This is a genomic window from Streptomyces sp. NBC_01363 (genome assembly GCF_026340595.1).
In the GTDB taxonomy this organism is placed as follows: domain Bacteria; phylum Actinomycetota; class Actinomycetes; order Streptomycetales; family Streptomycetaceae; genus Streptomyces.
In genome coordinates this window covers 5,222,729-5,245,436 of the sequence record NZ_JAPEPF010000001.1, presented here as the reverse complement: position 1 = coordinate 5,245,436, position 22,708 = coordinate 5,222,729, and the positions used below count along the sequence as shown (strand labels likewise).

16 protein-coding genes and 7 pseudogenes are annotated in these 22,708 nt (G+C 69.6%); 14 read left to right on the top strand and 9 right to left on the bottom strand.

Annotation, left to right across the window (positions count from 1 at the left end):
* Positions 1-317 precede the first annotated feature (317 nt).
* Positions 318-1,100, bottom strand: coding sequence for an HAD hydrolase family protein (locus OG611_RS23815; RefSeq protein ID WP_266423575.1), 783 nt, complete (start codon positions 1,098-1,100; stop codon positions 318-320).
* A 184-nt stretch (positions 1,101-1,284) separates the two neighbouring features.
* Between OG611_RS23815 and OG611_RS23810 the strand changes: the two genes are divergently transcribed.
* Both OG611_RS23810 and OG611_RS23805 read left to right on the top strand, forming a co-directional pair.
* Positions 1,285-1,680 carry a molybdopterin-binding protein gene (locus OG611_RS23810; protein ID WP_266423572.1) on the top strand — a complete coding sequence of 132 codons (396 nt, stop codon included), beginning with the start codon at positions 1,285-1,287 and terminating at the stop codon, positions 1,678-1,680.
* Between the two features lie 249 nt (positions 1,681-1,929).
* Positions 1,930-2,208, top strand: a pseudogene (locus OG611_RS23805) (hypoxanthine oxidase); the annotation flags it as partial.
* Here the strand turns inward: OG611_RS23805 and OG611_RS23800 are convergent.
* Together OG611_RS23800 and OG611_RS23795 are read right to left on the bottom strand one after the other, a co-directional pair.
* Positions 2,184-2,873, bottom strand: coding sequence for a M24 family metallopeptidase (locus OG611_RS23800; RefSeq protein WP_266423569.1), 690 nt, complete (start codon positions 2,871-2,873; stop codon positions 2,184-2,186). The pseudogene OG611_RS23805 and the gene OG611_RS23800 overlap by 25 nt on opposite strands.
* 240 nt (positions 2,874-3,113) lie before the next feature.
* A complete protein-coding gene (locus OG611_RS23795; RefSeq protein WP_266423566.1) occupies positions 3,114-3,584 on the bottom strand; it encodes a molybdopterin-dependent oxidoreductase in 471 nt (156 codons plus the stop codon).
* Between the two features lie 138 nt (positions 3,585-3,722).
* Between OG611_RS23795 and OG611_RS23790 the strand changes: the two genes are divergently transcribed.
* Genes OG611_RS23790 through OG611_RS23775 form a run of 4 tightly spaced genes read left to right on the top strand, consistent with a single transcriptional unit; the run spans position 3,723 to position 6,902 of the window.
* The gene (locus tag OG611_RS23790) at positions 3,723-4,109 is read left to right on the top strand and encodes a molybdopterin-binding protein (protein WP_266423563.1); all 387 of its coding nucleotides are present in this window, start codon (positions 3,723-3,725) and stop codon (positions 4,107-4,109) included.
* A 35-nt stretch (positions 4,110-4,144) separates the two neighbouring features.
* Entirely contained in the window at positions 4,145-4,972 is an 828-nt protein-coding gene (gene modA, locus OG611_RS23785) for a molybdate ABC transporter substrate-binding protein (RefSeq protein ID WP_266426173.1), read from the top strand.
* Positions 4,969-5,829 carry a molybdate ABC transporter permease subunit gene (gene modB, locus OG611_RS23780; RefSeq protein ID WP_266423560.1) on the top strand — a complete coding sequence of 287 codons (861 nt, stop codon included), beginning with the start codon at positions 4,969-4,971 and terminating at the stop codon, positions 5,827-5,829. The genes modA and modB overlap by 4 nt, the downstream gene beginning before the upstream one ends.
* A complete protein-coding gene (locus tag OG611_RS23775) occupies positions 5,826-6,902 on the top strand; it encodes an ABC transporter ATP-binding protein (RefSeq protein WP_266423555.1) in 1,077 nt (358 codons plus the stop codon). Before modB ends, OG611_RS23775 begins: the two co-directional genes overlap by 4 nt.
* A 111-nt stretch (positions 6,903-7,013) precedes the next feature.
* Here the strand turns inward: OG611_RS23775 and OG611_RS23770 are convergent, their stop codons facing one another.
* The 4 genes from OG611_RS23770 to OG611_RS23755 form a co-directional block, all read right to left on the bottom strand.
* On the bottom strand, positions 7,014-8,387 hold the full coding sequence (locus OG611_RS23770; RefSeq protein WP_266423551.1) for an ATP-binding protein: 1,374 nt from the start codon (positions 8,385-8,387) through the stop codon (positions 7,014-7,016).
* A gap of 3 nt (positions 8,388-8,390) precedes the next feature.
* Positions 8,391-9,068, bottom strand: a complete 678-nt coding sequence (locus OG611_RS23765; protein ID WP_266423548.1) for a response regulator transcription factor — start codon at positions 9,066-9,068, stop codon at positions 8,391-8,393.
* Positions 9,069-9,544: 476 nt separating this feature from the next.
* Positions 9,545-10,228, bottom strand: coding sequence for a BPL-N domain-containing protein (locus OG611_RS23760; protein ID WP_266423546.1), 684 nt, complete (start codon positions 10,226-10,228; stop codon positions 9,545-9,547).
* Between the two features lie 11 nt (positions 10,229-10,239).
* Positions 10,240-14,325: a Pls/PosA family non-ribosomal peptide synthetase gene (locus OG611_RS23755; protein WP_266423543.1), complete on the bottom strand. Its 4,086-nt coding sequence runs from the start codon at positions 14,323-14,325 to the stop codon at positions 10,240-10,242.
* 2,003 nt (positions 14,326-16,328) lie between these two features.
* Between OG611_RS23755 and OG611_RS23750 the strand changes: the two genes are divergently transcribed.
* The 7 genes and pseudogenes from OG611_RS23750 to OG611_RS23720 all read left to right on the top strand — a co-directional run bounded on the left by OG611_RS23750 (position 16,329) and on the right by OG611_RS23720 (position 21,057).
* Entirely contained in the window at positions 16,329-17,036 is a 708-nt protein-coding gene (locus OG611_RS23750) for an IS6 family transposase (RefSeq protein ID WP_266426170.1), read from the top strand.
* A gap of 76 nt (positions 17,037-17,112) precedes the next feature.
* Positions 17,113-17,388 (top strand): annotated as a pseudogene (locus tag OG611_RS23745) (metallophosphoesterase); the annotation flags it as partial.
* Between the two features lie 11 nt (positions 17,389-17,399).
* A complete protein-coding gene (locus OG611_RS23740; RefSeq protein WP_266423539.1) occupies positions 17,400-18,059 on the top strand; it encodes a 4'-phosphopantetheinyl transferase in 660 nt (219 codons plus the stop codon).
* Positions 18,060-18,437: 378 nt separating this feature from the next.
* Positions 18,438-18,569, top strand: a pseudogene (locus OG611_RS23735) (transposase); the annotation flags it as partial.
* Positions 18,570-18,710: 141 nt separating this feature from the next.
* Positions 18,711-19,004 (top strand): annotated as a pseudogene (locus OG611_RS23730) (transposase domain-containing protein); the annotation flags it as partial.
* 212 nt (positions 19,005-19,216) lie between these two features.
* Entirely contained in the window at positions 19,217-20,620 is a 1,404-nt protein-coding gene (locus OG611_RS23725) for an SDR family NAD(P)-dependent oxidoreductase (protein ID WP_266423536.1), read from the top strand.
* A gap of 254 nt (positions 20,621-20,874) precedes the next feature.
* The gene (locus OG611_RS23720) at positions 20,875-21,057 is read left to right on the top strand and encodes a hypothetical protein (protein ID WP_266423534.1); all 183 of its coding nucleotides are present in this window, start codon (positions 20,875-20,877) and stop codon (positions 21,055-21,057) included.
* 42 nt (positions 21,058-21,099) lie between these two features.
* Here the strand turns inward: OG611_RS23720 and OG611_RS23715 are convergent.
* Together OG611_RS23715 and OG611_RS23710 are read right to left on the bottom strand one after the other, a co-directional pair.
* A pseudogene (locus OG611_RS23715) lies at positions 21,100-21,648 on the bottom strand (transposase); the annotation flags it as partial.
* Between the two features lie 537 nt (positions 21,649-22,185).
* Positions 22,186-22,437 (bottom strand): annotated as a pseudogene (locus OG611_RS23710) (site-specific integrase); the annotation flags it as partial.
* Here OG611_RS23710 and OG611_RS23705 point away from each other — a divergent pair.
* Positions 22,438-22,599: pseudogene (locus OG611_RS23705) on the top strand (transporter); the annotation flags it as partial. It abuts the pseudogene before it with no gap.
* Positions 22,600-22,708 lie beyond the last annotated feature (109 nt).

Here is a 22,708-nt window from a genome sequence, read left to right as displayed (position 1 = left end):
TGCCGGAGCTGCCACTGCCGGTCCGCGGCGGAGGCGCCGGCCTTGATGACGAGCCCGCTGCCGTCGTCGGCGACGGTCGGATCCTTGCCGCTCTGCACGCCCGTCAGCTCGTAGGCGTGGCCCTTGCGCAGGGTCGCCGCGCCTCGTCAGTGTGTCGGCCGCACCGGGTCGCGGGGTGCGATGCCGGGGCGGATCCGAAGGCGACGGCCCGCGCGACGGACCTTCGGGCGCCTGACCGCGGGCTCCGTACCTTGCCGGCACGGGATGGACTCATCGCGAGACGGGCCGAGGCCGTCAGGCACGCGTGACGCCCGCGATCACACCGCCCGGACAATGTCCTGGGCCGCCTCGGCCAGCAGTGAGATCTCGGCCGCGACCGCCTCCGGGTCGGCCGCGACGGTGACGTGGGCGACCTCGTCCAGACCCGGGTGCGAGCCGACGCGCACTGCCCGCTCCGCGTTCCGCAGCAGATCGACGTCATTGATGTCGTTGCCGAATGCGACGTACTCGCCGATCCCCATCCACCGGAGGGCTTCCCACTTCGTCGTCGAACCCGGCGCAAAATCGATGATCGCCTCGTCGAGGTGGTGATTGACCGTCATCCCCAGCCCACGGCCGACCTCGGCGAGTGCCGCCATGTCCGACGCACCGACGACGAGGAACTTCACGACCTCGGGAAGCTCGGCGATGTCCACCATTCTCGCGAGGTTGCCCTGATCGACACGGCCCCGGATCGGATGGTCCGCAGGTCCGGTGTAGGCGTAGTCCCAGGGGCCGTCGGCGAGGTACGTCGCCTCGTACTGCCCGACCGCTTCCAGCAGCGCGCCGAGTCCGGCGTGATCGAATGCGGCCCGAGCCCGAACCTCGCTGTCGACCGAGACGAGACTCCCGTTCCCGCCGATGAGTTCGGCGGACGCGAAGGCTCCGTCGAGGACGGGCAGCAGGTCCCGGACAGGCCGGGCGGAAGCGAACACCACGTGATGGCCGACGCGCTCGCACTCGCCGATCGCCGCGAGAATCCGATTATCGATCGTTCGTCCGTCGAAGCAGAGCGTGCCGTCGATGTCGAAAACCAGTGTGCGGGCGCGAAGTTTGATCATCAACGGATGATATCCGGCCGGCCAACGACGACGAGCCGGCGGTGGTGACCGCACCCGATGCCGGATACCGCCGCCCGCCCGGACAGCTTCCGACCCGACCGGAGATGACCGCCCGGAAGGCTTCCGACCCGACCGGACCAGTGCGGTGGGCAGGGCATCCGCGGATGGGCCTATCTTGGCGCGTATGCAGTTCTACACAATCGGCCAGGCCGCCCGTCTCCTTGGTGTGAGCCCCGACACCGCGCGGCGCTGGGCCGACGCAGGCCGGGTGGCCACCCATCGGGACGAGGGCGGACGGCGGCTCATCGAGGGGAAGGATCTTGCCGCCTTCTCCGTGGAGCTGGCCAAGGGCGGTGGCGGCGAGGAGGACGCTTCGTACACCTCGGTCCGCAATGCCTTCCCCGGGATCGTCACCGCGGTGAAGCTCGGTGACGTCGCCGCCCAGGTGGAGATCCAGGCCGGCCCGCACCGGCTGGTGTCGCTGCTGACACGGGAGGCCGTGGAGGAGTTGGGGCTGGAGGTCGGGATAGAGGCCACGGCCCGGGTGAAGTCGACGAACGTACATATCGACCGCGTCTGACCGAGAAGCGCCGGCCTCCCCGTGCGTAACGCATTCACCCGCATCGTCACCGCTCCGAACACCCGGTCCCGTGGTCGTCGTCGGGGTCACCGCACGCGTGAAGTCGCCGAGCGTGCTCATCGCGTGTCGGTAGGGGCCCGATCGCCCGCCGGGTCCTCGTGGCAGAGCAGGGCGGCCCACAGGTCGCGCGGCTGGTTCGGCGTGAAGAAGGGCTGCGACTCCGGGGACTGCGGAGCCTGCACGGTCCATGTGGACGAGCGGGGCGAGGTCGAGACGGCTGCCTTCCGCCGCTACCGGCTCCCCCAGTACGCCGACATCCCGCGCACCGAGGTCCACCTCATGGAGACGGCCGACGCCATCGGGCCCCCGGGCGCCAAGTCGATGAGCGAGAGCCCCTTCAACCCGGTCGCCCCCGCCTTCGCCAATGCCCTCCGGGACGCGACGGGCATCCGGTTCACCCGGCTCCCCCTCACCCGCGACCGGGTGTGGCTGGCGTTGTCGGATCAGAGCGTGAGCAGTTCCTCGTAGAAGCCGCCGAACTCCCGCTCCCGGTCGACGAGATGGATCTCCAGGATCCAGTGGCAACGGCGCCCGGCCTTGTCCGTGCGCCGCATCGGGGTGTCGTTGGCGGGGGTGATGTACGACTCCATGTCCGCGCCGTCGATCCGCTCGTGCGGGAACTCCCCGACCAGGTGCCCGGCGTGCCAGCAGCCCAGCTCCCAACCGGCCTGCGCCGCCAGCCGTTCGACTTCGGCGTACAGCCGCGCGCCCGTGATCTCCGGGTCGGCCTCGAAGAAGCGCCGGCCCGCCGCGAAGACCTTCGGCAGGTCGTCGTGGAGCCGGTGCTTGACGGGGTCGTCGCCGAGGACGAAGGTCCGCCCGAAGTCGGCCTCGTACTCCTCGAAGATCGGCCCGAAGTCGGCGAACACGATGTCGTCCGCGTCGATCAGCCGGTCCGGCGGATTCTCCCGGTACGGCATCAGCGTGTTCGGCCCGGAGCGCACGATGCGCTTGTGCCAGTGCCGGGTCGTGCCGAACAGCTCGTTCGCGAGGTCCCGGATCCGGTCGCTGACCGCCCGTTCCCCCTCGCCGGGCGCGACCAGCCCGCGTTCCTCGATCTCCGCGAAGAGCCGCTCTCCCTTCGCCTGGGCGTCCAACAGCCGTGCCGAGCGTGTGGGTTCGTCATCCGCCATGGAACCGACCGTAGCCATGCCACTCACCTCCGGCAACGCGATTCCTGTGCGGGCGGCTTCCGTCGACCCTCCGTCGGAAGCGGCGATCCGCCGATCTGCCGGGCATCGCCGGGGCGGGCCACGCAGTCCACCGCCGCCGGTGAGGGCCCCGCGGCGGCGGTTCCGGACGGTCAGGACGCCCTCGGTTCCGCACGGCTCACAGCGCGCCCTCCGTCCATGCCGTACAGGTACGGCCCGGTGTCACGCCCAGGAGGCGTAGCCGCCGTCCACCCGAATCGCGTTGATGCCGCTGATGTGCCGGGCCCCGCAGCGATCCTGGGGCAGGACGAGCTGGGCGCCGGCGCGGTCGAGCGCAGTGCCGTCGATCGTGACGGCGAGCAGTACGGGCGCGCGGCCGAAATCGGGGTCGATCTCCGCCCAGGACAGCAGGGCGTGGTGGCCGTCCGCGCCGGACACCGCGATCAGGAAACGCAGGCGGTCCTTGCGGCGTGCGGGGTCGAAGACGGGACCGGCCGCCGACAGGACGTCGTGCAGGAGCGGCCCGGTGAAGCGGTGGTGCTGGATGCCGCTGGTGGCGCACTCGAAACAGACGTCGGCCTCGTGCTGCGGCCAGACGAGCAGGTCGGGCACCGTCAGGCGGACCGGACGGGTCAGATCGCCGGCAAGGGCGAATTCCGCCACCGGGTCCGCCGCTGCGGGGGACTGACTCACGGGCTATCACCTCCCGGATGCCCCTACCCGGACAGTCATCCTGTACAAACGCACATGCGATCCAGGCAGATCCATGATCCGGCTCATGCAAAGCCACAGAAGACTTTTCCCTTGCATCTGCGGCAGTATCATCAGCACATGCACACCTACCGGATCGGGGACGCTGCCGCCTTGCTCGGCGTCAGCGCCGACACCGTGAGGCGTCTGGTCGACGGCGGGAAGATCACCGCCGAACGCGACGGGACCGGCCGCCGGATCATCCCCGGGCCGGCCCTCGCGGCCTACGCCCGGCAGTCGCGGCGTACGGAGCGGGATTCCACCGGGTCCTCGGCCCGCAACCGCCTCTCCGGCATCGTCACCGACGTGATCCTCGGGGACGTTTCGGCGCAGGTGGAGATCCAGGCCGGGCCGTTCCGGGTGGTGGCGATGGTCAGCCGCGAGTCGGCTGAGGAACTGAAGCTGGAGCCCGGTGTTCCGGCGATTGCCGTGATCAAGTCGACCAACGTGGTCGTCGACAGACCGTAGATGTGTCCGTCAGGACCAGAGGGAGTGGACCCGTGATAACCCGTACTGCGCGCAGGACCCGCCGGACCCTGCAGGCGGCAGGTGCAGGCGCCGTCGCGCTGCTGGCCCTGAGCGCCTGCTCCTCGTCCGACGACTCCTCGTCGGTGAAGTCGGACTCCTCCACCCCGGCCTCCTCGTCGGACAAGCTGTCCGGCACGGTGACCGTGTTCGCCGCGGCCTCACTGAAGGAGAGCTTCACGGCCCTGGGCAAGGAGTTCGAGAAGCAGCACCCGGGTACGAAGGTGACCTTCAGCTTCGGCGGCAGCGACTCTCTCGCCGCGAGCATCACCGGCGGTGCGCCGGCCGATGTCTTCGCCGCGGCCAGTCCCAAGACGATGAAGATCGTCACCGACGCGGGTGACGCCTCCGGCACGCCCGCCACCTTCGTTCGCAACCAGTTGGAGATCGCCACTCTGCCGGGCAACCCCGACAAGATCTCCTCCCTCAAGGACCTCACCGGGTCGAGCCTGAAGGTCGTGCTCTGCGCCAAGGAGGTGCCGTGCGGCGCCGCCGCCCAGAAGGCCCTCGACGCCAGCGGACTCAAGCTCACCCCGGTGTCGTACGAGCAGGACGTCAAGAGCGCCCTGACCAAGGTCGAGCTGAAGGAGGCCGACGCGGCGGTCGTGTACAAGACCGATGTGAAGGCGGCCGGTGACAAGGTGGAGGGCGTGGAGTTCCCCGAGTCGGCCAAGGCCGTCAACGACTACCCGATCGCACTGCTCAAGGACGCCCCCAACGCCGATGCCTCCAAGGCGTTCATCGCGCTGGTGCAGTCCGCCGAGGGCCAGAAGGTCCTGACCGGGGCCGGGTTCCTGAAGCCGTGACCTCGACCGCGAAGTCCGGCGCCGCGACCGGAGCCCCCCGGGGCGGTCCGCGGCGTCGGCGTGTCCGGGCGGGTGGCGTCCGCGGCGTACCGCTGCCGCTGCTCGTGCCCGCGCTGATCGGCCTGGCATTCCTGGTCGTGCCCCTGGTCGCCCTGCTGGTACGGGCCCCGTGGCGCAGCATGCCCGAGCAGCTGACCAGCGCCGAGGTATGGCAGGCGCTCCAGCTGTCCCTGATCTGCGCCACCGCCGCCACCGCGGTGAGCCTGGTCATCGGGGTGCCGCTGGCCTGGCTGCTGGCCCGGGTCGAGTTCCCCGGGCGCGGCCTCGTCCGCGCTCTCGTCACGCTCCCGCTCGTCCTGCCGCCGGTCGTGGGCGGTGTGGCGCTGCTGACGGCGCTCGGCCGCAACGGCATCGTCGGTAAGTGGCTGGACTCCTGGTTCGGCGTCACCTTGCCGTTCACCACGGCGGGGGTCGTGGTCGCGGAGGCGTTCGTGGCGATGCCGTTCCTCGTCATCAGCGTCGAGGGCACCCTGCGGGCCGCCGACCCGCGCTACGAGGAGGCGGCCACCACCCTGGGCGCGTCCCGCTTCACCGCGTTCCGCCGGGTCACGCTCCCGCTGATCGCGCCGGGCATCGCGGCCGGCGCGGTCCTGGCGTGGGCCCGCGCACTCGGCGAGTTCGGCGCGACCATCACCTTCGCCGGCAACTTCCCCGGCCGTACCCAGACCATGCCCCTCGCCGTCTACCTCGCCCTGCAGAGCGATCCGGAGGCGGCGATCGCCCTCAGCCTGGTGTTGCTGGCCGTGTCCATCGCGGTGCTGGCCGGGCTGCGTGACCGTTGGATGACCGCCGGATGACCGAGACCCACGACGACCGCACCAACACCGCCCCGGACGGGCTCGACGCCCGCCTCGTGGTGGACCGCGGCGCCTTCCGCCTCGACGTGGCGCTGACCGTCGCGCCCGGCGAGGTGGTCGCCCTGCTCGGCCCGAACGGCGCCGGCAAGACCACGGCCCTGCGCGCGCTCGCCGGCCTGACACCTCTCACCGGCGGTCACCTGAGGCTGGACGGCGCGACGCTGGAGCGTACGCCGCCGGAGTCCCGCCCCGTCGGCGTCGTCTTCCAGGACTACCTGCTCTTCCCCCACCTGACCGCCCTGGACAACGTGGCGTTCGGGCCGCGCTGTCAGGGGGCGACCAAGGCGGAGGCACGTGCGCAGGCCGCCGAGTGGCTCGACCGCCTGGGTCTCGCGGAGCACACCGGCGCCAGGCCTCGGCGGCTCTCCGGCGGCCAGGCGCAGCGCGTCGCCCTCGCCCGCGCCCTCGCCACCCGCCCGCGCCTGCTCCTCCTGGACGAGCCCCTCGCCGCCCTCGACGCCCGTACCCGCCTGGAGGTCCGCACCCAACTCCGGCGCCATCTGGCCGAGTTCGAAGCGGTCGCCGTACTCGTCACGCATGACCCGCTCGACGCCATGGTCCTCGCCGACCGCCTGGTCGTCGTCGAGCACGGCGAAGTCGTCCAGGAGGGCAGCCCGTCCGACATCGCCCGCCATCCGCGTACGGACTACATCGCGCAGCTCGTCGGTCTCAACCTCCACCGGGGTCACGCGGACGGCCATATGGTCCGCCTCGACACCGGCCCCGCCATCACCGTCGCGGAGGTCCTGTCCGGACCGGTCTTCGTGGCGTTCCCTCCGAGCGCCATCACCCTCCACGGCAGCTGCCCCACCAGCTCCAGCGCCCGCAACGTCTGGCGCTGCGAGGTCGCCGGTCTGGAAACCCACGGCGACCAGATCCGCGCCGCCCTCACCGGCGACCTCCCCCTCGCCGCCGATCTCACCACGGTCGCAGCCGCCGAACTCGACCTGCACCCGGGGGCGGAGGTCTGGGCGACGGTGAAGGCGACGCAGACCCACGCGTACCCCGTCTGAGGACGCGCGGGGTGCAGCGGTACGACCGTCGTCGGTCGTCCGTCCCGCGATGAGCGACCTGATGACCCGCATGCCCCGCGGACTCCTGCCGGGCCCGTCCCGGCATGGCGACTACGGTTCTCCTGTCGGCAGTTGGACGACCAGCCGAGCACCGGGATGGTTGTCCTCGATGTGGGTACTGCCGTGGTGGGCCGTGACGATGTCGCGGACGATGGCGAGGCCGAGCCCGCTGCCGCCGGTGCCCCGTGCACGGGCGTCGTCCAGACGGGTGAATCGGCCGAAGACGCGCTCACGGTCGGCCTCAGGAATGCCGGGGCCGTCGTCGGCGACGACCAGGTATGCGGTGTTGTGCAGCGCATGGAGGCTGATGTCGATGCGGGTCGCGGCGTAGCGCAGCGCGTTGTCGAGGAGGTTGCGTACGACGCGGGCGAGGGCGTCCTCGTCGCCTGTCAGGCGTGCGGCGCCGACGGCGTGCTGGTCGATGACGAGGCGGGTGCGGCTGCGGGCCTCTCGTACCTCGGCGAAGACGATCTCGTCCAGGTCCACGGGCCGGGTCCGCAGCCGGGGCCGGGCGTCGAGTCGTGCGATCTGGAGGAGGTCGTCGACGAGACGGTTGAGCCGTTCGGTCTCCCGGAGCAGGTCGGGCGCGAGGGTCTGCCAGTGGGCGGATTCCGGGTGGTGGTCGGCGACTTCGAGGCGGGTGTGCAGGGTGCTGAGGGGGCTGCGCAGTTCATGGGCGGCGTCCGCGATGAACCTCCGCTGTCGTCGGGTCGCGGCGTCCAGGCGGCCGAGCAGGTCGTTGAAGGTCGTGGCCAGTCGGCCGAGCGCGTCGTTGGCAGGTGGCACGTCGAGACGGCGGCTCAGGTCGGACCCGGTGATCTCGGCCGTCTGGGCGCGCATGGCGTCCACGGGTCGCAGCGCGCGTCCGGTGAGCAGCCAGACAATTCCGGTGAGCAGGGCGACGACTGCGGGTACGCCGGTGGCCAGGCCTGCGGAGAGTTGCGCCAATCCGTGGTCGACGCTCTCTGTGGGCACGGCCACGTACACGGTCACGGGATTGTGGGGCGTGCCTGCGGGTACGCCGACGGCGCGCCAGGTTCCGTTCCCGTGCTCGGGGATGTCGTGGACGGTGTGGGCGTGCGGGGTCCCTGACCGGCTTGCCGGGAAGGTGAACAGCCGTGGCAGACCGCGCAGGTTGGCCGAGCTGGAGAGTACGTCTCCCTTCCCGTCGACGATCTGCACGGCGGCTTCCGCGTGGGAGGTGGCTGGTACTTCTGCGCCGATCTGGTTGCTGTCCACGTCAGCGGCCACGACTTGGGCGCGTTGCAGTACGGTCTGATCGAGGCCGTTGATCAGACTGGCGTGCAACCAGACGACGAGCAGCAGGGCCGCTCCGGCCAGTCCGGCTGTGATGACCAGGGCCGCGGCGGCGGTCAGCCTCAGTCGCAGCGACCGGCGGGCCCACCAGGAGCGGACGGCGGCCATCGGTCATCTCGCAGTGCTGTGGAGTCGGTAGCCGGCACCGCGGACGGTTTCGATGGTCCGGCGGCCGTACGGGGCGTCGATCTTACGCCTGAGATAGCCGACGTACACCTCGACGATGTTGGTGTCGCCGTCGAAGTTCTCGTCCCAGACGTGGGTGAGGATGTCGGTCTTGCTGATCACCTCGTCGGCGTGCCTGAGCAGGTATTCCAGGAGAGCGAATTCCCTTGCTGTCAGGTTGATGTCCCGTTCCCCGCGGCGGCAGCGGTGGCAGGCGGGGTCCACGGTGAGGTCGTCGGCGGTGAGCACGGCGGGCCGGGCGGGTGCGCCGCGGCGCAGCAGGGCTCTCAGGTGGGCGACGAGCACCACGTAGGAGAACGGCTTGCTCAGATAGTCGTCGGCGCCGAGGTCGAGGGCGTCCGCCTCGTCGTACTCGCCGTCCTTCGCCGTGAGCATCAGCACCGGCGTCCAGACCCTGGCTGCCCTCAGCCGTTTCAGGACTTCGTATCCGGACAGTTCGGGCAACATGATGTCCAGCACGATGACGTCGTAGGGCTCGTGCAGGGCCCGCCACAGTCCGTCCGCTCCGTCGTACGCGATGTCGGCGACGAACCCCTCTGCAGCCAGTCCGTCGGCGATGGCATCCGCGAGTGCGGGCTCGTCCTCGGTGATCAGCATCCGCATGGTGACCTCTCCGTCCACCATAGCCCCGGGCCGAAGTTGCTGTTTCCTGAAAGGACGCTGAGGGGCGAGCCGGTTCTCAGTCTCTTCTCAGTGCCGCGGCGACAGGCTGGAGTCGTCAATCGGAAATGGTCAGTCGAGGAGAGGAACGATGAGCGACCTCAGGGAAGGACGCCGAGGCAGGGACGAGGACGCCCCGGCGCGCAGGCGGTACGACAACGGCGACCGTCGGGAATCCGACGAGCGGCGGGACGACAGGCGGCCCGAAGGACGACGTGAGCCCGGCACCGGGGAACGTGAGCGTCTGGCTCGTGCCTCACGTGTCACCGATCAGCCACTCGGCTGAATGGCGGAGAAAGCAACTACCGATATCGAGAAGCGCACTTGGCCGGCCCGTACCTCGGGTCGGCCGAGTGCGCTTCCAGTAGGACCGCGGGTACGGTGCGGCATCGAGCACGCGGGCGACGAGGGCTCGCGGGTCACTCCCGCATCACGGCTTCCACCAGTTCCTCGGCCAGGTCCAGGGTGTGCTGAATCGGCAGGCCGTGGTCGGTGTACCAGTCCGCGGTGGCCTCGGGGTGCGGTCCGGTGACTGCCACGCGGCCATGGCCGAACCGGGTCACGAGGGCGGCGGGGGCACCGTTGTCGTAGGTGGCGAGGATCCTAGCGTCGGCGTTCTCGTCGAGCACGAAGAGGGGGCCGTCCTGGAAGAACACGGTGCGCGGACGGCCGCGCCATGTCACCTGGATCACTGTGTCGCGCTCGTCATGGACCGTGGCGCCCGGGGAGGAGATGTACTGGTCGGTGTCGCCGGGCAGCAGACCGAAGCCCGGGGTGGCTCCGGCGAGGTAGCCGCCGAGGCAGAAGCCCAGATAGCTCCCTCCTCGGTGGACGAAGTCACGTACTGCCCGGCGCTGCCTTCGTAGTCTCCGGTAGGCGGACGAGAGCGTGCCGCCACCGGGCTGGGCGTACAGCGCGGCGTGGGACAAGGTCCGGGCCGTCAGCGGAAGCGCCTCGTCGGGCCCGGTGAATCGGACGTCCAGACTCCATCGAGCCGAGGCGAGGAGCCCCGCGACCGCCTCGGGGCAGCCGGGCTGTGAGGCCGGCCCTCGGTAGACGAGGGCCAGGCGACGATGCCCGGCGAACGCCTCGGTGTGGGTCATGGCGCTCTCCCTCAGTGCGTGGACCGGGCCGGACAGACGGACGCAGGACCGACGGATGCAGGACCGACGGATGCAGGACCGATGGACGCAGGACCGGCGGATGCCACGGCGGTTCCTTCGGCCGGGAGCCCCTGCCAGTTCGTGCCCGAGGTCAGCCGCTCGCCCTTCATGACCAGCGACAGCGCTCCGAGCCGGACGTCGGCGCCCACCACCGTGTCGTAGAGCACCACCGTTCGCGGGCCGATGCTCGCCCCGGGGCCGACGGTCACCGTCGACATCTTCATCACGCGGTCCTCGAAGAGATGGCTCTGCAGCGAGACACGCATGCCGATCTCGGCGTCGTCGCCCACCTCCACCAGGTCGAACTCGGTGAGGAACGTGGTTCCGATCCAGGTACGCCGTCCGATGCGGGCTCCGAACCGGCGCAGCACCGGCGGCAGGAACGGTGTCCCCACCAGGAGGCCCACACCGATCGGGATCGCGGCCGCCTCGAACAGTCCGGTGACGAACTCCGTGCGGCGCACGAACAGGCTCCACAGGGGCTCGATGCGCGGCCGGTACTTTCCGGCGACCACCCACTTGGCCAGCACGCAGTAGGCGATGACGGCCAGCGCGGCGCCCATGGCGAGCAGCGGGGACACCAGCAGGGGCACGAGCGGCCCTGTCCGGTGTGCGGTGTCGGCCAGGGCCAGCAGGTACAGGCAGCCGCTGATGGCCAGTACCGAGGCGGGCATGGTGGTCCGGAAGAACTCGATGGCCAGACGGCCGAGCACGGCCTTGCGGGAAGGCGAGAACGTCAGCCTCTCGGGATACGTCCCGCTGTCCTGGCGTACGGGAAGCCGCAGGGCGGGCGAGCCCAGCCAGGTGCTGTCAGCAGGCACACGGTCCGTGGGCGGGACCGTGCCCACGCCGATCAGGCAGCCCGAGCCAAGCCGTGTTCCGGCCGGAACGAGCGCCGCGTTGCCGATGAAGGAACGTTCGCCGACCTCGGTCGGTTCGAAGGTCATGCGGTCGGCCGCGAAGGAGGCGACGCCGATGCCGGCCAGGTCGGCGACGAAGCTGCCGTCGCCGAGGGTGAGCAGGTCCGGGTCGATGTGCGACACGGTGGACACCTCGGCGCGGCGGCCGATGCGGGCGCCGAGCAGCCGCAGCCACGGGGCCGTGTAGAGCGTGGCGTACAGCGAGTTGGTGAACATGAGGCTGTACTCCAGCAGCTTGTCCGCGATCCACTTGCGTACGCCGAGTACCGAACGCGCCGGGTGGGTTCCCGGGGGTGTCCTCGGGAGGACCATGCGCTTGCCGACCGCGACGGTCAGGCACACCGTGATCACGAAGACCGGGCCGGACAGCACGGCGGCGGCCAGCCCGGCGGCCGGGCCGCCGTGCAGCCAGGCCCACCAGAGCAGGGAGACACTCGGCAGGGCCATGGCGACCGCGACTGCCTCCAGCAGGACCAGACCGAGCAGGACGGCGAGCAGCTGCCTCGGCTGCCAGCGGTCCGTCTCGCCGCGGGTTCCCAGCATCGCCTCGACAGAGGGCGACAGCGAGGTGACAGGACGTGCGGGCGATCCGGCGCGGCGCGCCCCGGCGGGTACCGGATCGTCCGGGCCCGCCACGGACTGCTCGCCGAGCGCGGACCCGGGTCCCAGGCACGCGCCGGGCTCACAGACCGCGTTGGCACCTACGAAGGCCCGCTCGCCGATGGTGATCGGGGCGATCGTGACCCAACCGTCGGCGACCTGCCAGGGACGCAGCACGGCGCCGTAGCCGATCGCGGCGTCGCGGTCGATGCGCAGCAGCGCGGGCAGGCCGATCAGACCGGTGGCGATGGTGGTGTCAGGGCCGATGCGCGCGCCCAGGAGCCGCAGGTAGGGGCCCATCAGGGGAGATCCGCTGAGGACCCGCAGGGGACTGATGCCGTGCACGAGCACGTCCAGCACCCACAGCCGCAGATAGGTCGTTCCCCACAGCGGGTAACGGCCGGGCCTGATGCCCGCCGCCAACGGCCGGGCGACAGCGACGGGAACGATCCAGCGCACGGCGACATAGCCGGCCAGCACGGTGAGGGTGGACCACACCGCGCCCCAGCCCGACTCCTGGCCGTGATGGACCGAGTAGGAGAAAGCCACCGGCCCGGTGAGCAGCAGGAGCAACCCGTACATCGCCACCAGCTGGGCCAGCCCGGCACGCGCGATCCGCCCACGGCCGTGCCTGAGCGGGGCGGGGCGGGGCCGCGCCGTCGGGGCGGGGCGGGCCGCCGAAGAACTCAGCCGTGCCGCGAGCGCCCGCACGGTGGGGTGCTCGTACAGGTCCCGCAGGGTGGGTCCTGCCGTGCCGTCCTGGTCACGCAGCAATGACACGGCACGGGCGGCGAGCAGGGAATGTCCGCCGAGGTCCGTGAAGAAGTCGGCCTCCGCCGACAACTCCCCGGGGGCGATGCCGAGCACCTGCGCCCAGGCGTCACGCACTCCCGTCTCCAGGTCGCCGCGGACCGGCACCACGTGTCCCGTACCGGCGAGCCGGTGGCCGACCGGTGGCGGCAGTCGTCTGCGGTCTGTCTTGCCGCTGGGCATGACCGGCAGCCGGCCGAGGAAGTCCAGGGTCGAGGGCACCATGTAGGCGGGCAGTGCACGGCGCAGGCGCTCGTGCACCCGGGCGGTGAGATCGTCATCGGAGCCTTCGCGGTCCTCGGTGCGCACGACGTAGGCGGCGAGGAAACGCTCGCCGTCGCCCGCAGCCATGAGGGCGGTGCCTGCCTGGGCGACACCGGGGTCTTCCATCAGTACGCTGTCGATCTCCTCCAGTGACACGCGGTACCCGCGGATCTTCACCTCCGCGTCGGCCCGGCCGAGGTACTCGATCTCCCCGTCTGCGTTCATCCTGCCGAGGTCCCCGGTGCGGTAGAGAGGGCCGTTCCCGGGCGCCAGGGGGTGTTCGACGAAGCGGTCGGCGGTCAGGTCCGGTCGTCCCACGTAGCCACGGGCGAGGCCGGGGCCACCCAGGCAGATCTCGCCGACGGCGCCCTGCGGGACCGGGCGGCGCCGCTCGTCGAGGAGCACGACCGTGTAGGTCGGCAGGGGCCGGCCGATGGTGACCGGCCGGCCCGGAAGGAGCTCCTGCCACGTGGCCGTCACGGTGGCTTCGGTCGGTCCGTACGTGTTGAGCATGCGCCGTCCCGGCCTGCTCCATCGTTCGACGAGTGCGGCGGGACATGCCTCACCGCCCACGACGACGCTGCGGATCCGCGGGAGGTCGCGCGGGATCGTCGCCAGCAGCGTCGGTACGCAGTACAGGACGGTCACCCCGTGTTCCTGGAGGAAATCGGCGAGCTCGGCACCGAGGCGTCCCGGGCCGGCCGGTCCGGCGACGAGCGTCGCGCCGGCCGCCCAGGTCGGCCAGATCTCCTCGATGGAGAAGTCGAACGAGATCGCCATGCCCTGGTACACCCGGTCCCGCGGCCGGACACCGTAGATCGGGGAAACGACCCGCAGGAAGTTGCAGATGCTCGACTGGGCGATCTCCACGCCCTTGGGCCTGCCGCTGGACCCGGACGTGTAGATGACGTACGCCAGCGGGTCCTCCGCGCGCCGGTCCTCGGACAGGCGCGAGGACGGCAGCAGATCGAAATCCCCGGCGCGCGCGTCTGCCTCGACCACCGGGCACGCCTTGTGCGGCCCCGCCCAGACGGCGCCGGAGGCGAGAGCGGACGTGGTCAGCACCACGTCGGCGCCCACATCACGCAGGATGAAGGCAACCCGGTCGGGCGGCGCCGCGGGGTCGATCGGAACGAACGCCGCACCCGCCTTGCAGACACCCAGCAGGCACACGTACGTCTCCACGGACTGCGGCAGCAGCAGGGCCGCGAGCCTGCCCGGACCGATTCCGATCCGACGCAGGTAGTGGGCGACTCGATTGGCCCGGACGTCGAGGTCGGCGTAGGTCAACCGGTGTGCACCGCATTCGAGCGCGACGGCTGCCGGTGTGCGGTCGCAGGCACCCTCGAAGAATTGGTTCAGTCTGTCCGCGTCGCCCGTTCTCCTCGATTCGGTCCAGTCACCGATCAGGACATCGGGCAGCGCGGCGGTGCGGGAGACCATGAACTCCCCCTCCTCCGGTGCGAAAGATGCTCGGTCGTCTCAAGCCTGGGCGACACCGGCTGAGAAGAAGCTGAGCTCGACGTCGAGTGCTCTCGGCTCGACGTTCAGTCTTCTCGGCTCGGTGGGCAGCGTGATCCGTACGTCCTCGTTCCGATCCGGTCGGCATGGCCTTCGCTGTGAGGGAGCGCACCACCCGTCTGACGGCTCGTCGGGGCCCGGTTCACACCCGGCATGTCGGCGGTGGCGACGACGGTTTCCGATGCAGCGGGCAGCGGCAGCGCGCTCGCGTCGGCTCATATGCGGGCCGGGGAGTGGCCGGCTCCCCGACGGCCCCGTGCGACCTGCCCCGGTGCCGGGTGGGCACGGTCCTCGAAGCGGTCTCGGCACGCCCGTCATGGTGGCTCCGCGCACACCCGGCCCGAGAACTATGGTGTCCCACCACATACGCCGCTGACCTGCCCCTTCCTACGGTGTGGCGACACGGAACCGTCCCCGCCCACCCTCCGGAAGTGGTACTCATGACCGCCCCAGCAACCTCTCCGCCAGCCCCCTCGAACCTCAAGCGCATCGTCGCCGCGAGTCTCATCGGGACCACCATCGAGTGATACGACAACTCATCCGATCAGGGCTACGACCTGCTGTTTTCCCGCCACTGACCCGCCGAAGTCAGCACCGAACCAGCACCGGAGATTCTCGTGCTGGGTGAGGGATCGAGAAAAGTACGCTCAAGCCGGTTCGGAACTCGGCCACAGACCCTGAAGAAGGTCACTCACCGTAGCAAGCTCACCCGGTCAGACGCCGAACCGTGCTTGGACGACAACATGGAGCAGGCCCCTACCCGGCGACCAGGCTTGGGCCCCACCGTCTACGCGTGATCCGCCCGCCCAGAGCCGAGACACATATGCTCCTGGCATAATTCGCGCATGTCGAGCCGAGACACGATCCAGTACGCCCCCGACGCGGGTCTCCTCATGATCCCGGGCGATCCGGCGAAGGACTTCGCCCCGGGCTTCGCGGTCTTCGACGACTCCGTCCCCGCTCTGCGCGCGTTCGTCCTGGGCTGGCTGCGGAAGGAAAACGTCAGGCCGGCACCACCCAACGCGAAGTGCGATGCCGTCCTACCCGTACGCGTTGGTCTCGTCCCCCGGCCCGACAGCGACTACGACACGCGCGCTGTGTCGGTCGCGGCCCCGCCCCACCACGGCGGGTCCGTTCTCGACCGGCACATGGGCTATCTCTACAGCAGCGCGCTGCACGTCACGAGCAAGAGCATCCGCGATCTCACCGAGAAGGCCGGGACGCCCGTCGGCTGCCACGGATGGATAGAGCTCCACGACCTCGAAGCCGATGGCCGCTTCTACGACGACGAGGACGACGACGGGGATGGCGAGGACGAGGACGACGCGGACTGGGAACCCAGCCGCCACGAGCTGGTGTCGTGGACGGAGCAGAAGGCCTTCGGGTATGCGGTCGGTTCCGTACGGGTCCTGCTGCCCGAGCGTCAGACCGTGCGCGCCCTCGTGGACTCGTACCTGGCCGCTCGTCGGCAAGAGGCCGACCGGTGCACGGAGAAGGAGCCGGCCCCGACCGGTGTCGAGCAGGGCCTGCGCCGGGCGCTCGCCGAGCGGCTCGCCATCCGGCTACGGACCGGTCTGAGCCATCGCGCCGCCGGCGGGGCCTGGGGCCGGGAGACCGAGCGTGACCGCGCGCGGGAGCGCCGGGACGCCGAGGCACGACCGCTCCTGCGCGCCTGGGAGACATACCAGAGCTCGCCACACGGTTTCCGTGACCTGCGTGCCGTCACCCGGTCCGTCTTCCACCACACCCGAATCCTCGTCCTGGACGGGTCCGGCGTGGAGGTCGGGCAGTACCACCAGCCGGACGGCCCGCTCACCCTGGTCGACGAGCGGGTGCGCGCCGAGGCACTCGACGCGCTGCGCGCGCACGGGGTGGACGTGGATACGTCCGAAGACCTGGTGACCCTCGGCGGCTTCCCGGACGCGGTGGTCGTCGCGGGCGGAGGCAGGTGGTCGCTCCGGCTCTCGAAGCCGGGGGTGTGGCTGTACTTCCGCTTCCCGTTGTCATTCCGTGAGGTGGAGGAGCTGATGCTGCAGCGCGGCATCAGCGTCTCCTACGAGACGGTCCGCCGCTGGTGTCTGAAGTTCGGACAGGCCTATGCCGACGGACTGCGCCGCCGTCGGCCACGGCCCGGGGACAAGTGGCACCTGGACGAGGCCTTCATCAAGGTCAACGGCGAGCTGAAGTATCTGTGGCGGGCCATCGACCAGAATGGCAACGTCCTCGACATCCTCGTCCGGAATCGGCGGGACAAGGCCGCGGCAAGACGCTTCTTCCGCCGCCTGATAAAGAAGACCCGTACGGTGCCGAGGGTGGTCGTCACCGACACGCTCCGCTCCTACAGCGCGGCACACCGCGAGGTCATGCCTTCGGCGGAACACCGCTCCCACAAGGGCCCGAACAACCGGGCGGAGAACTCCCACCAGCCCACGCGGCAGCGTGAACGCGCGATGAAGGGATTCCGTTCCGTAGGCGAGGCCCAGCGGTTCCTGTCCGCGTTCAGCGGCATCTCGCCCCACTTCCGCCCTCACCGCCACCTGATGACAGCCTCCGACCACCGAGCCGAGATGACCGTCCGCTTCGCGATCTGGGACCAGATCACCCAAGCTGCCAGCCGGCCCACCACAGCCTGACCACAAGCCCGAACCGCAAGCCCACCATGCCCCAACGCGCCGTCAGGCACCGGCATACTCAACAACTTGACAGCGCCTGGTCAACCACTATCCGTTGGTGCGTGATCCGACGCGTGTGTTGCACCATCCCGAGTGCGCTCTCTGGTGCGGCACGGAAAGGACGGCTGACTGGCATCGGCGGTTCACGGTCGCGGCGATGGTCTACGGACATCTGCACATCCCCCAAACTACTGTGTACGACGGGGTCCGCTTCGAGGAGGTGTCGGTCGGCTAGCCGCGTGAGTGGCGCAGGCTAGGCCACCCGCGCACCGCGCCACCCCGCCGTATCCTACCGACTGCCCCGCTGGCGTGAGGAAGGTCCGGATGCTGAGGCGACTGCTGCCCGACGGCGTTGAAGTCGTTGAGTCCTTCTGTGATCCGCCGGAGGCGAAGCTCTATCCGGAGGAGGCGGCTCTTGTTCGTAACTCGGTGGAGAAGCGACGCCAGGAGTTCACGACGGTCCGGTACTGCGCCCGACGGGCCCTCAGCCGGTTGGGGCTGCCGCCGGGGCCGGTGCTGCCCGACCTGCACGGTGCCCCGCGCTGGCCTGCCGCAGTTGTCGGTAGCCTCACCCATTGCGACGGATACCGGGCTGCGGCGATCACATACCGAACGGAGCTGACGATGCTTGGCATCGATGCCGAACCGCATGCGCCACTTCCAGACGGAGTCCTGGAGGCCATCGCCCGCCCTGCCGAGCAGGCTTGGATACGATCCGCACCACCCGGCAGGCACTGGGACAGGATGCTGTTCAGCGCGAAGGAGTCCGTATACAAGGCGTGGTACCCATACACCGGGCAACGGCTGGGGTTCTCTGACGCAGAACTGCGCTTCGACCCAATGGCCGGTACCTTCACTGCTCGGCTACTGACGAAGCCCCCGGTCCGGAGTCTCGGTCGGCAGTCGGCCCCGGACCTGATGAACGGCCGTTGGCTGGTCGGAAACGGACTGGTCGTCACCGCTGTCGCAACGGCACCTCGCTGACCGACCAGGTACTCCCGCTCGTCCTCGCCCTGGCTGGATAGGCGAACCCTATTCGGTGCGGTCCGTCTTGAGGGAGCACTCTGCGTAGTTGCGTAGGGGGATCTGCCTGCGGTGGGGGTGGCTGGCCTCTACGGTCGCGGTGTTGCCGAGGGGTGGACGGGTGGAGCGTCTGGAGGCCACGGAGCTGGCCTGCCGCGAGCGAGTTGAGCGGCTGCGGGCGGAGTTGGCCGAGGTCGCGGCGAGACTCGAGGCCGGGGGACCCTCACGGGCATGCTGTCGCAGGAGGCTGAGTTGTCCCGGGCCCTGTTGTCGTTGTTGTACGCGCCCGAGCCCGTTGCCTTCAACTCGCCCGCCGTGTCATGCGATTGCCTCGCGCACGTGTACGGCAACGCGGCCGATCATCCCGATCGGGTTCGCCGGTATCCGTCGGACATGACGGACGCGGATTGGGCGGACGTCCGGCCGTTGTTGCCGGTGCCAGCCTGGCTTCAGGGCCGGGGCGGGCGGCCCGATGGCTACTGTCACCGGCAGTTGCTGGACCAATGCCACGAAGTCAGGAGCTCAGCGGCGGTGTCAAGGGGGGCGAGATATGAGAGAGGCCTCTGCTATCCAGGGGATCGACCAAGATCTTCCTGAGAAAGCAGAGGCCCAGTGGCCCAGTCTGTCACGGGCGGAACCGATGACGTGTTCGCGCCTGGTCACATCGGTGAGTTAACGCAGGTCATCCCGCCCGAGTTGGTGGATGCGGTATTGGACGAGACTGGGGCACGCGAGCGACGACTGCGAAGCCTCCCTTCTCGTGTCGGGGTGTACTTCGTGCTCGCGCTCGGGCTGTTCGGGCATCTGGGCGCCGGGTTGGTGTGGGGCAATCTCGTGGCTGGACTGGCCGCCAGAGTGCCTCAGCGGTCGGAGAAGGCACTTCGCGATCTGCGTCGGCGGGTCGGCGGAACTGGGTCAAGCGGGACGAGATCGACTCCGGGCAGCGTCCGGGGACGACCACGGAGGAGTCCGCGCAGATCAAGGCGATGAAGAAGGAGATCGCCGAGTTGAAACGGGCCAACGACGTCTTGAAGGCCGCGGCGTCTTTCTTCGCGGCCGAGCTCGACCGGCCACACACACGCTCGTAGCGTTCATCGACGAGCACAAGGGCCGCTTCCTTGGAACAACTCGCCGCGACCGCCGGACTGGACGAGCCTCGCCTGCGCATCAACGGCAACCGCTACGAAGCACCACGACTGACCCGCACCACCATCCCGGTACCTGCTCCGGCGGAAGAGACGGTCTGGGACCCCGACGGCACGGTCCTCATCACCGGCGGCTCGGGAGTCCTGGCCGGCATCATCGCCCGCCACCTGGTAACGAGCCAGCGAGCCCGGCGCCTGCTGCTGCTGTCGCGCAGTACCCCGGACGAGAAGCTGACCAAGGAGCTGACCGAGCTGGGCGCCCAGGTCGACACCGTGGCCTGCGACGTCTCAGACCGGACCGCACTGGCCCAGGCACTGGCCGATGTGCCCCTCACCGCAGTGATCCACACCGCAGGTGCACTGGACGACGGCGTGGTGGAGTCCCTGACTCCACACAGACTCGACACCGTACTGCGCCCCAAAACCGACGGCGCCTGGCACCTGCACGAACTCACCCGCAACATGGATCTGGCCGCGTTCATCCTGTACTCGTCCGCCGCCGGCATCACGGGCACCGCCGGACAAGGAAACTACGCGGCGGCCAACGCCTTCCTCGACGCCCTCGCCGAACAACGCCGCACCGAAGGCCTGCCCGCACTCTCCCTGGCCTGGGGCCTATGGGAAGACACCAGCGGCCTGACCGCCAAGCTGACCGACACCGACCAGGACCGGATTCGGCGCAGTGGCCTGCGCACCATTACCGCCGAGCACGGCATGCGGCTCTTCGACACCGCGACACGCTCCGGCGAGTCGCTTGTGCTCGCTGCCCCGATAAACCCGGTCCGGGACGGCGAAGGCGACGTACCCGCCCTACTGCGCACGCTGTACCCCAAGGCCGCACGGCGCACTGCCGCCGGTGACGCGTCGTCGGCACAGTGGCTCGCCGGCCTGGCACCCGAAGAGCGCAAGCAAGCCTTGCTCAAGGTGGTACGTGACAGCACGGCAGCGGTGCTCGGTCACGCCGGTACTGACTCGATTCCCGCGACTGCCGCGTTCAAGGACCTGGGCCTGGATTCACTGACCGCCGTAGAGCTGCGCAACAGCCTGGGCAAGAGCACGGGCCTGCGATTGCCAGCAACGATGGTGTTCGACTACCCGAACCTGACCGCGCTGGCCACCCGGCTCGACGACCTCCTCGATCCACGGATTCCGTCAACGACCCTGCTTGCCGAACTCGACCGAATAGAGCAGATGTTCGAGTCTGTCACCTTCGATGAGAAGCAGGCATCTACGGTCGCGGATCGGCTGGCCTCCGCGCTCAACAAATGGCAGCAGATTTCACGGCCGGAAGGTGCGGCCGTTGTTTCACTCGCGGACGCGGACGCCGACGAGATCCTTGACTTCATCGATCGGGAGTTCAGGAATCCGACAGTCTGATCGGGGGCCGGGGCCGGGGCTCGGTGCCCCGGCAAGGTCGTCAAATGACGCCCCAGGTGCCGGACCTCCTCCAGCGCGGCTTCCCCGCACGGCCGCCGAACATCAGGTACGTGGGCGACCTCACGTACCTTCCCGTCGGCGTCGGTCGCCCACGGGAAGGCGTCGGAGAGGCTGGCCGGGACCACAGGCGCAGGTGCTTCTGGAGGCGTCGCGGGGCGCGGACCGGGACCAGCTGATCGAGCTGCTGTACGACGATGGGGAGCGGCACGTCGAGACGGGGAGCGGCACGTCGAGAGGGACTCGCCGACTGCGAGGGCGACTACGACGGCGACCAGGTCCTCAACCACAAGGGCGAGGCCCTGGCACTTGCTGACGGCCAGGGCGTCCGTGAGCAGACGCAGACGGCAGGAGCGCCCCTGCCCGACGAGGGACTGTAAAACGTTCGGCTCCGTTCCGTAGTCGGTGGTGACGTTCCGTTGTCACGACAGAAGGATGCGGTGGCGGAGGAGGTCGAATCCTGCTCGGCCGCGTATCTGGCGCGTGATCCTCTTGGTGCGGGTGTTGACGCCTTCGGCGCGGCCGTTGTGGAAGCGCAGGGTCAGGCCGGCGTTGACGGCTGCGCGGTCGAGTTCCAGGCCGCTGCAGAAACTGTGCAGGTGGGGTAGGCCGGCCGTACGGGCGGCGGTGATCCACTCGGTGAGCCGGGTACCGTTGCCCTTCGCCGGGGTCAGCAACTGGGCGAACTCGGCGACCAGTCTGGGGAGTTCGATCATCTCGGGGCATGCGGTGGTGAGGGTCGACAGGAGCGCGGTGTCCTTGGTCCACAGGTGTTCGGGGTGAGTGAGCAGGAGCCGGGTCGCGTGGCGTGGGGTGGTCACCAGCCGGTTGCCCTCGGCTCGTCCCTGGGTGAGGTAGCGGACCAGGAGGTTGTGGCTGCCGGTATAGCCCTGGGTTTTGATCTCGCGGAACAGTTGCGTGACGGTCACCGCGGGCTCGGCCGCGCGCCGGGTGCGCAGGTGCTCGCGGTATCGGAGCTTCGGTATGCCCACGGACCTTTCATCGCTTTGATGCCCCAACTGCGATTGGCGTGCGTCATCTGCAGGCGGCGCCTATGTCGACGCTCCTGAACACCCACACCAAGTGGAGCACCACCGATTGGCACAGCCCACGACGCCCATCCGGCAGGAACCGCCCAACCGCAGCAGACAGCCTGCCGCGCCAGGCAGCCCGAACTCATGGTCTCCAGAGCCCTCCCCGCCAGGAAAAGCCGCAGATGAGCGCCTCTCTGCCGGCCGCCCCCAGCCGCTCCCCCTGGGGAGCGGCTGGGGGGTCCCCGGGCGAGGCGGGGAGCTCGTGGGGAGTTTGAGCTGCACAAACCCATACGACACTGAAAGGCGACGAAAGATGAATCACCGCAGGTCAGCACCACCCTTGGCGGCGAATCAGCAGGTCAGCGCCCTGCGCTAGGGGCCTCCATGACAAAGGTGCTCTGGAGACTGGGACAAGCAGTGAGCATGCCCTGAATCCTTGTCACTTGAACACGTGCAGACGCGCAGATAGCGCGCTCACGGACGAGCCGGGGGAAAATCTGCGGAGCTTGGAACCATGTCTCCGTTGGCCTGACCATCGAGCAGACTGTCGATCGGGCAACGCGCCTCCGGCACGAAGTGGGCATAGTGGTCCAGCGTGATGGTTGCAGACGAGTGCCCCAGCCACCTGGCCAGTGTCACCACGGACTCCCCACCCTCAAGGACGATCGAGGTGTACGTGTGCCTCAGCACATGGAAGCCATCCCTGCGCTCCGCCTGCCACTGCCGCGGCTTCGCACACTCGTCTACCTCAAAGCCGCCCCGAAAGAGGTCGACCTCATCCCCGGCTTCACGGGGGACATGACGGGCATCGGCCACCACGGAACCTGCGACCTGGAGCCGCAACTGCGCAGGCAACGGCGTCCGCGACGGGGGTGGGTCCTGCGGTGAGTTCGAGGATGCGGCGGCGGATGCCGGGCTGGCGCACGAGTTCGGCAAGGACGGGGCGATGTCGTCGCGGGGGACGTCGGCGTAGTCGATGGCCTGTCCGATGCGCTGC

Bases quoted from the DNA above. Each gene is read 5' to 3' on its own strand.
- OG611_RS23765 (WP_266423548.1), bottom strand. From the start codon at position 9,068: ATGCGGATGCTGATCACCGAGGACGAGCCCGCACTCGCGGATGCCATC.
- OG611_RS23800 (WP_266423569.1), bottom strand. From the start codon at position 2,873: ATGGCGGATGACGAACCCACACGCTCGGCACGGCTGTTGGACGCCCAG.
- OG611_RS23815 (WP_266423575.1), bottom strand. From the start codon at position 1,100: ATGATCAAACTTCGCGCCCGCACACTGGTTTTCGACATCGACGGCACG.
- OG611_RS23790 (WP_266423563.1), top strand. From the start codon at position 3,723: ATGCACACCTACCGGATCGGGGACGCTGCCGCCTTGCTCGGCGTCAGC.
- OG611_RS23755 (WP_266423543.1), bottom strand. From the start codon at position 14,325: ATGGTCTCCCGCACCGCCGCGCTGCCCGATGTCCTGATCGGTGACTGG.
- OG611_RS23760 (WP_266423546.1), bottom strand. From the start codon at position 10,228: ATGACCCACACCGAGGCGTTCGCCGGGCATCGTCGCCTGGCCCTCGTC.
- OG611_RS23810 (WP_266423572.1), top strand. From the start codon at position 1,285: ATGCAGTTCTACACAATCGGCCAGGCCGCCCGTCTCCTTGGTGTGAGC.
- OG611_RS23740 (WP_266423539.1), top strand. From the start codon at position 17,400: ATGCTGAGGCGACTGCTGCCCGACGGCGTTGAAGTCGTTGAGTCCTTC.
- OG611_RS23720 (WP_266423534.1), top strand. From the start codon at position 20,875: ATGGGGAGCGGCACGTCGAGACGGGGAGCGGCACGTCGAGAGGGACTC.
- OG611_RS23770 (WP_266423551.1), bottom strand. From the start codon at position 8,387: ATGGCCGCCGTCCGCTCCTGGTGGGCCCGCCGGTCGCTGCGACTGAGG.
- OG611_RS23775 (WP_266423555.1), top strand. From the start codon at position 5,826: ATGACCGAGACCCACGACGACCGCACCAACACCGCCCCGGACGGGCTC.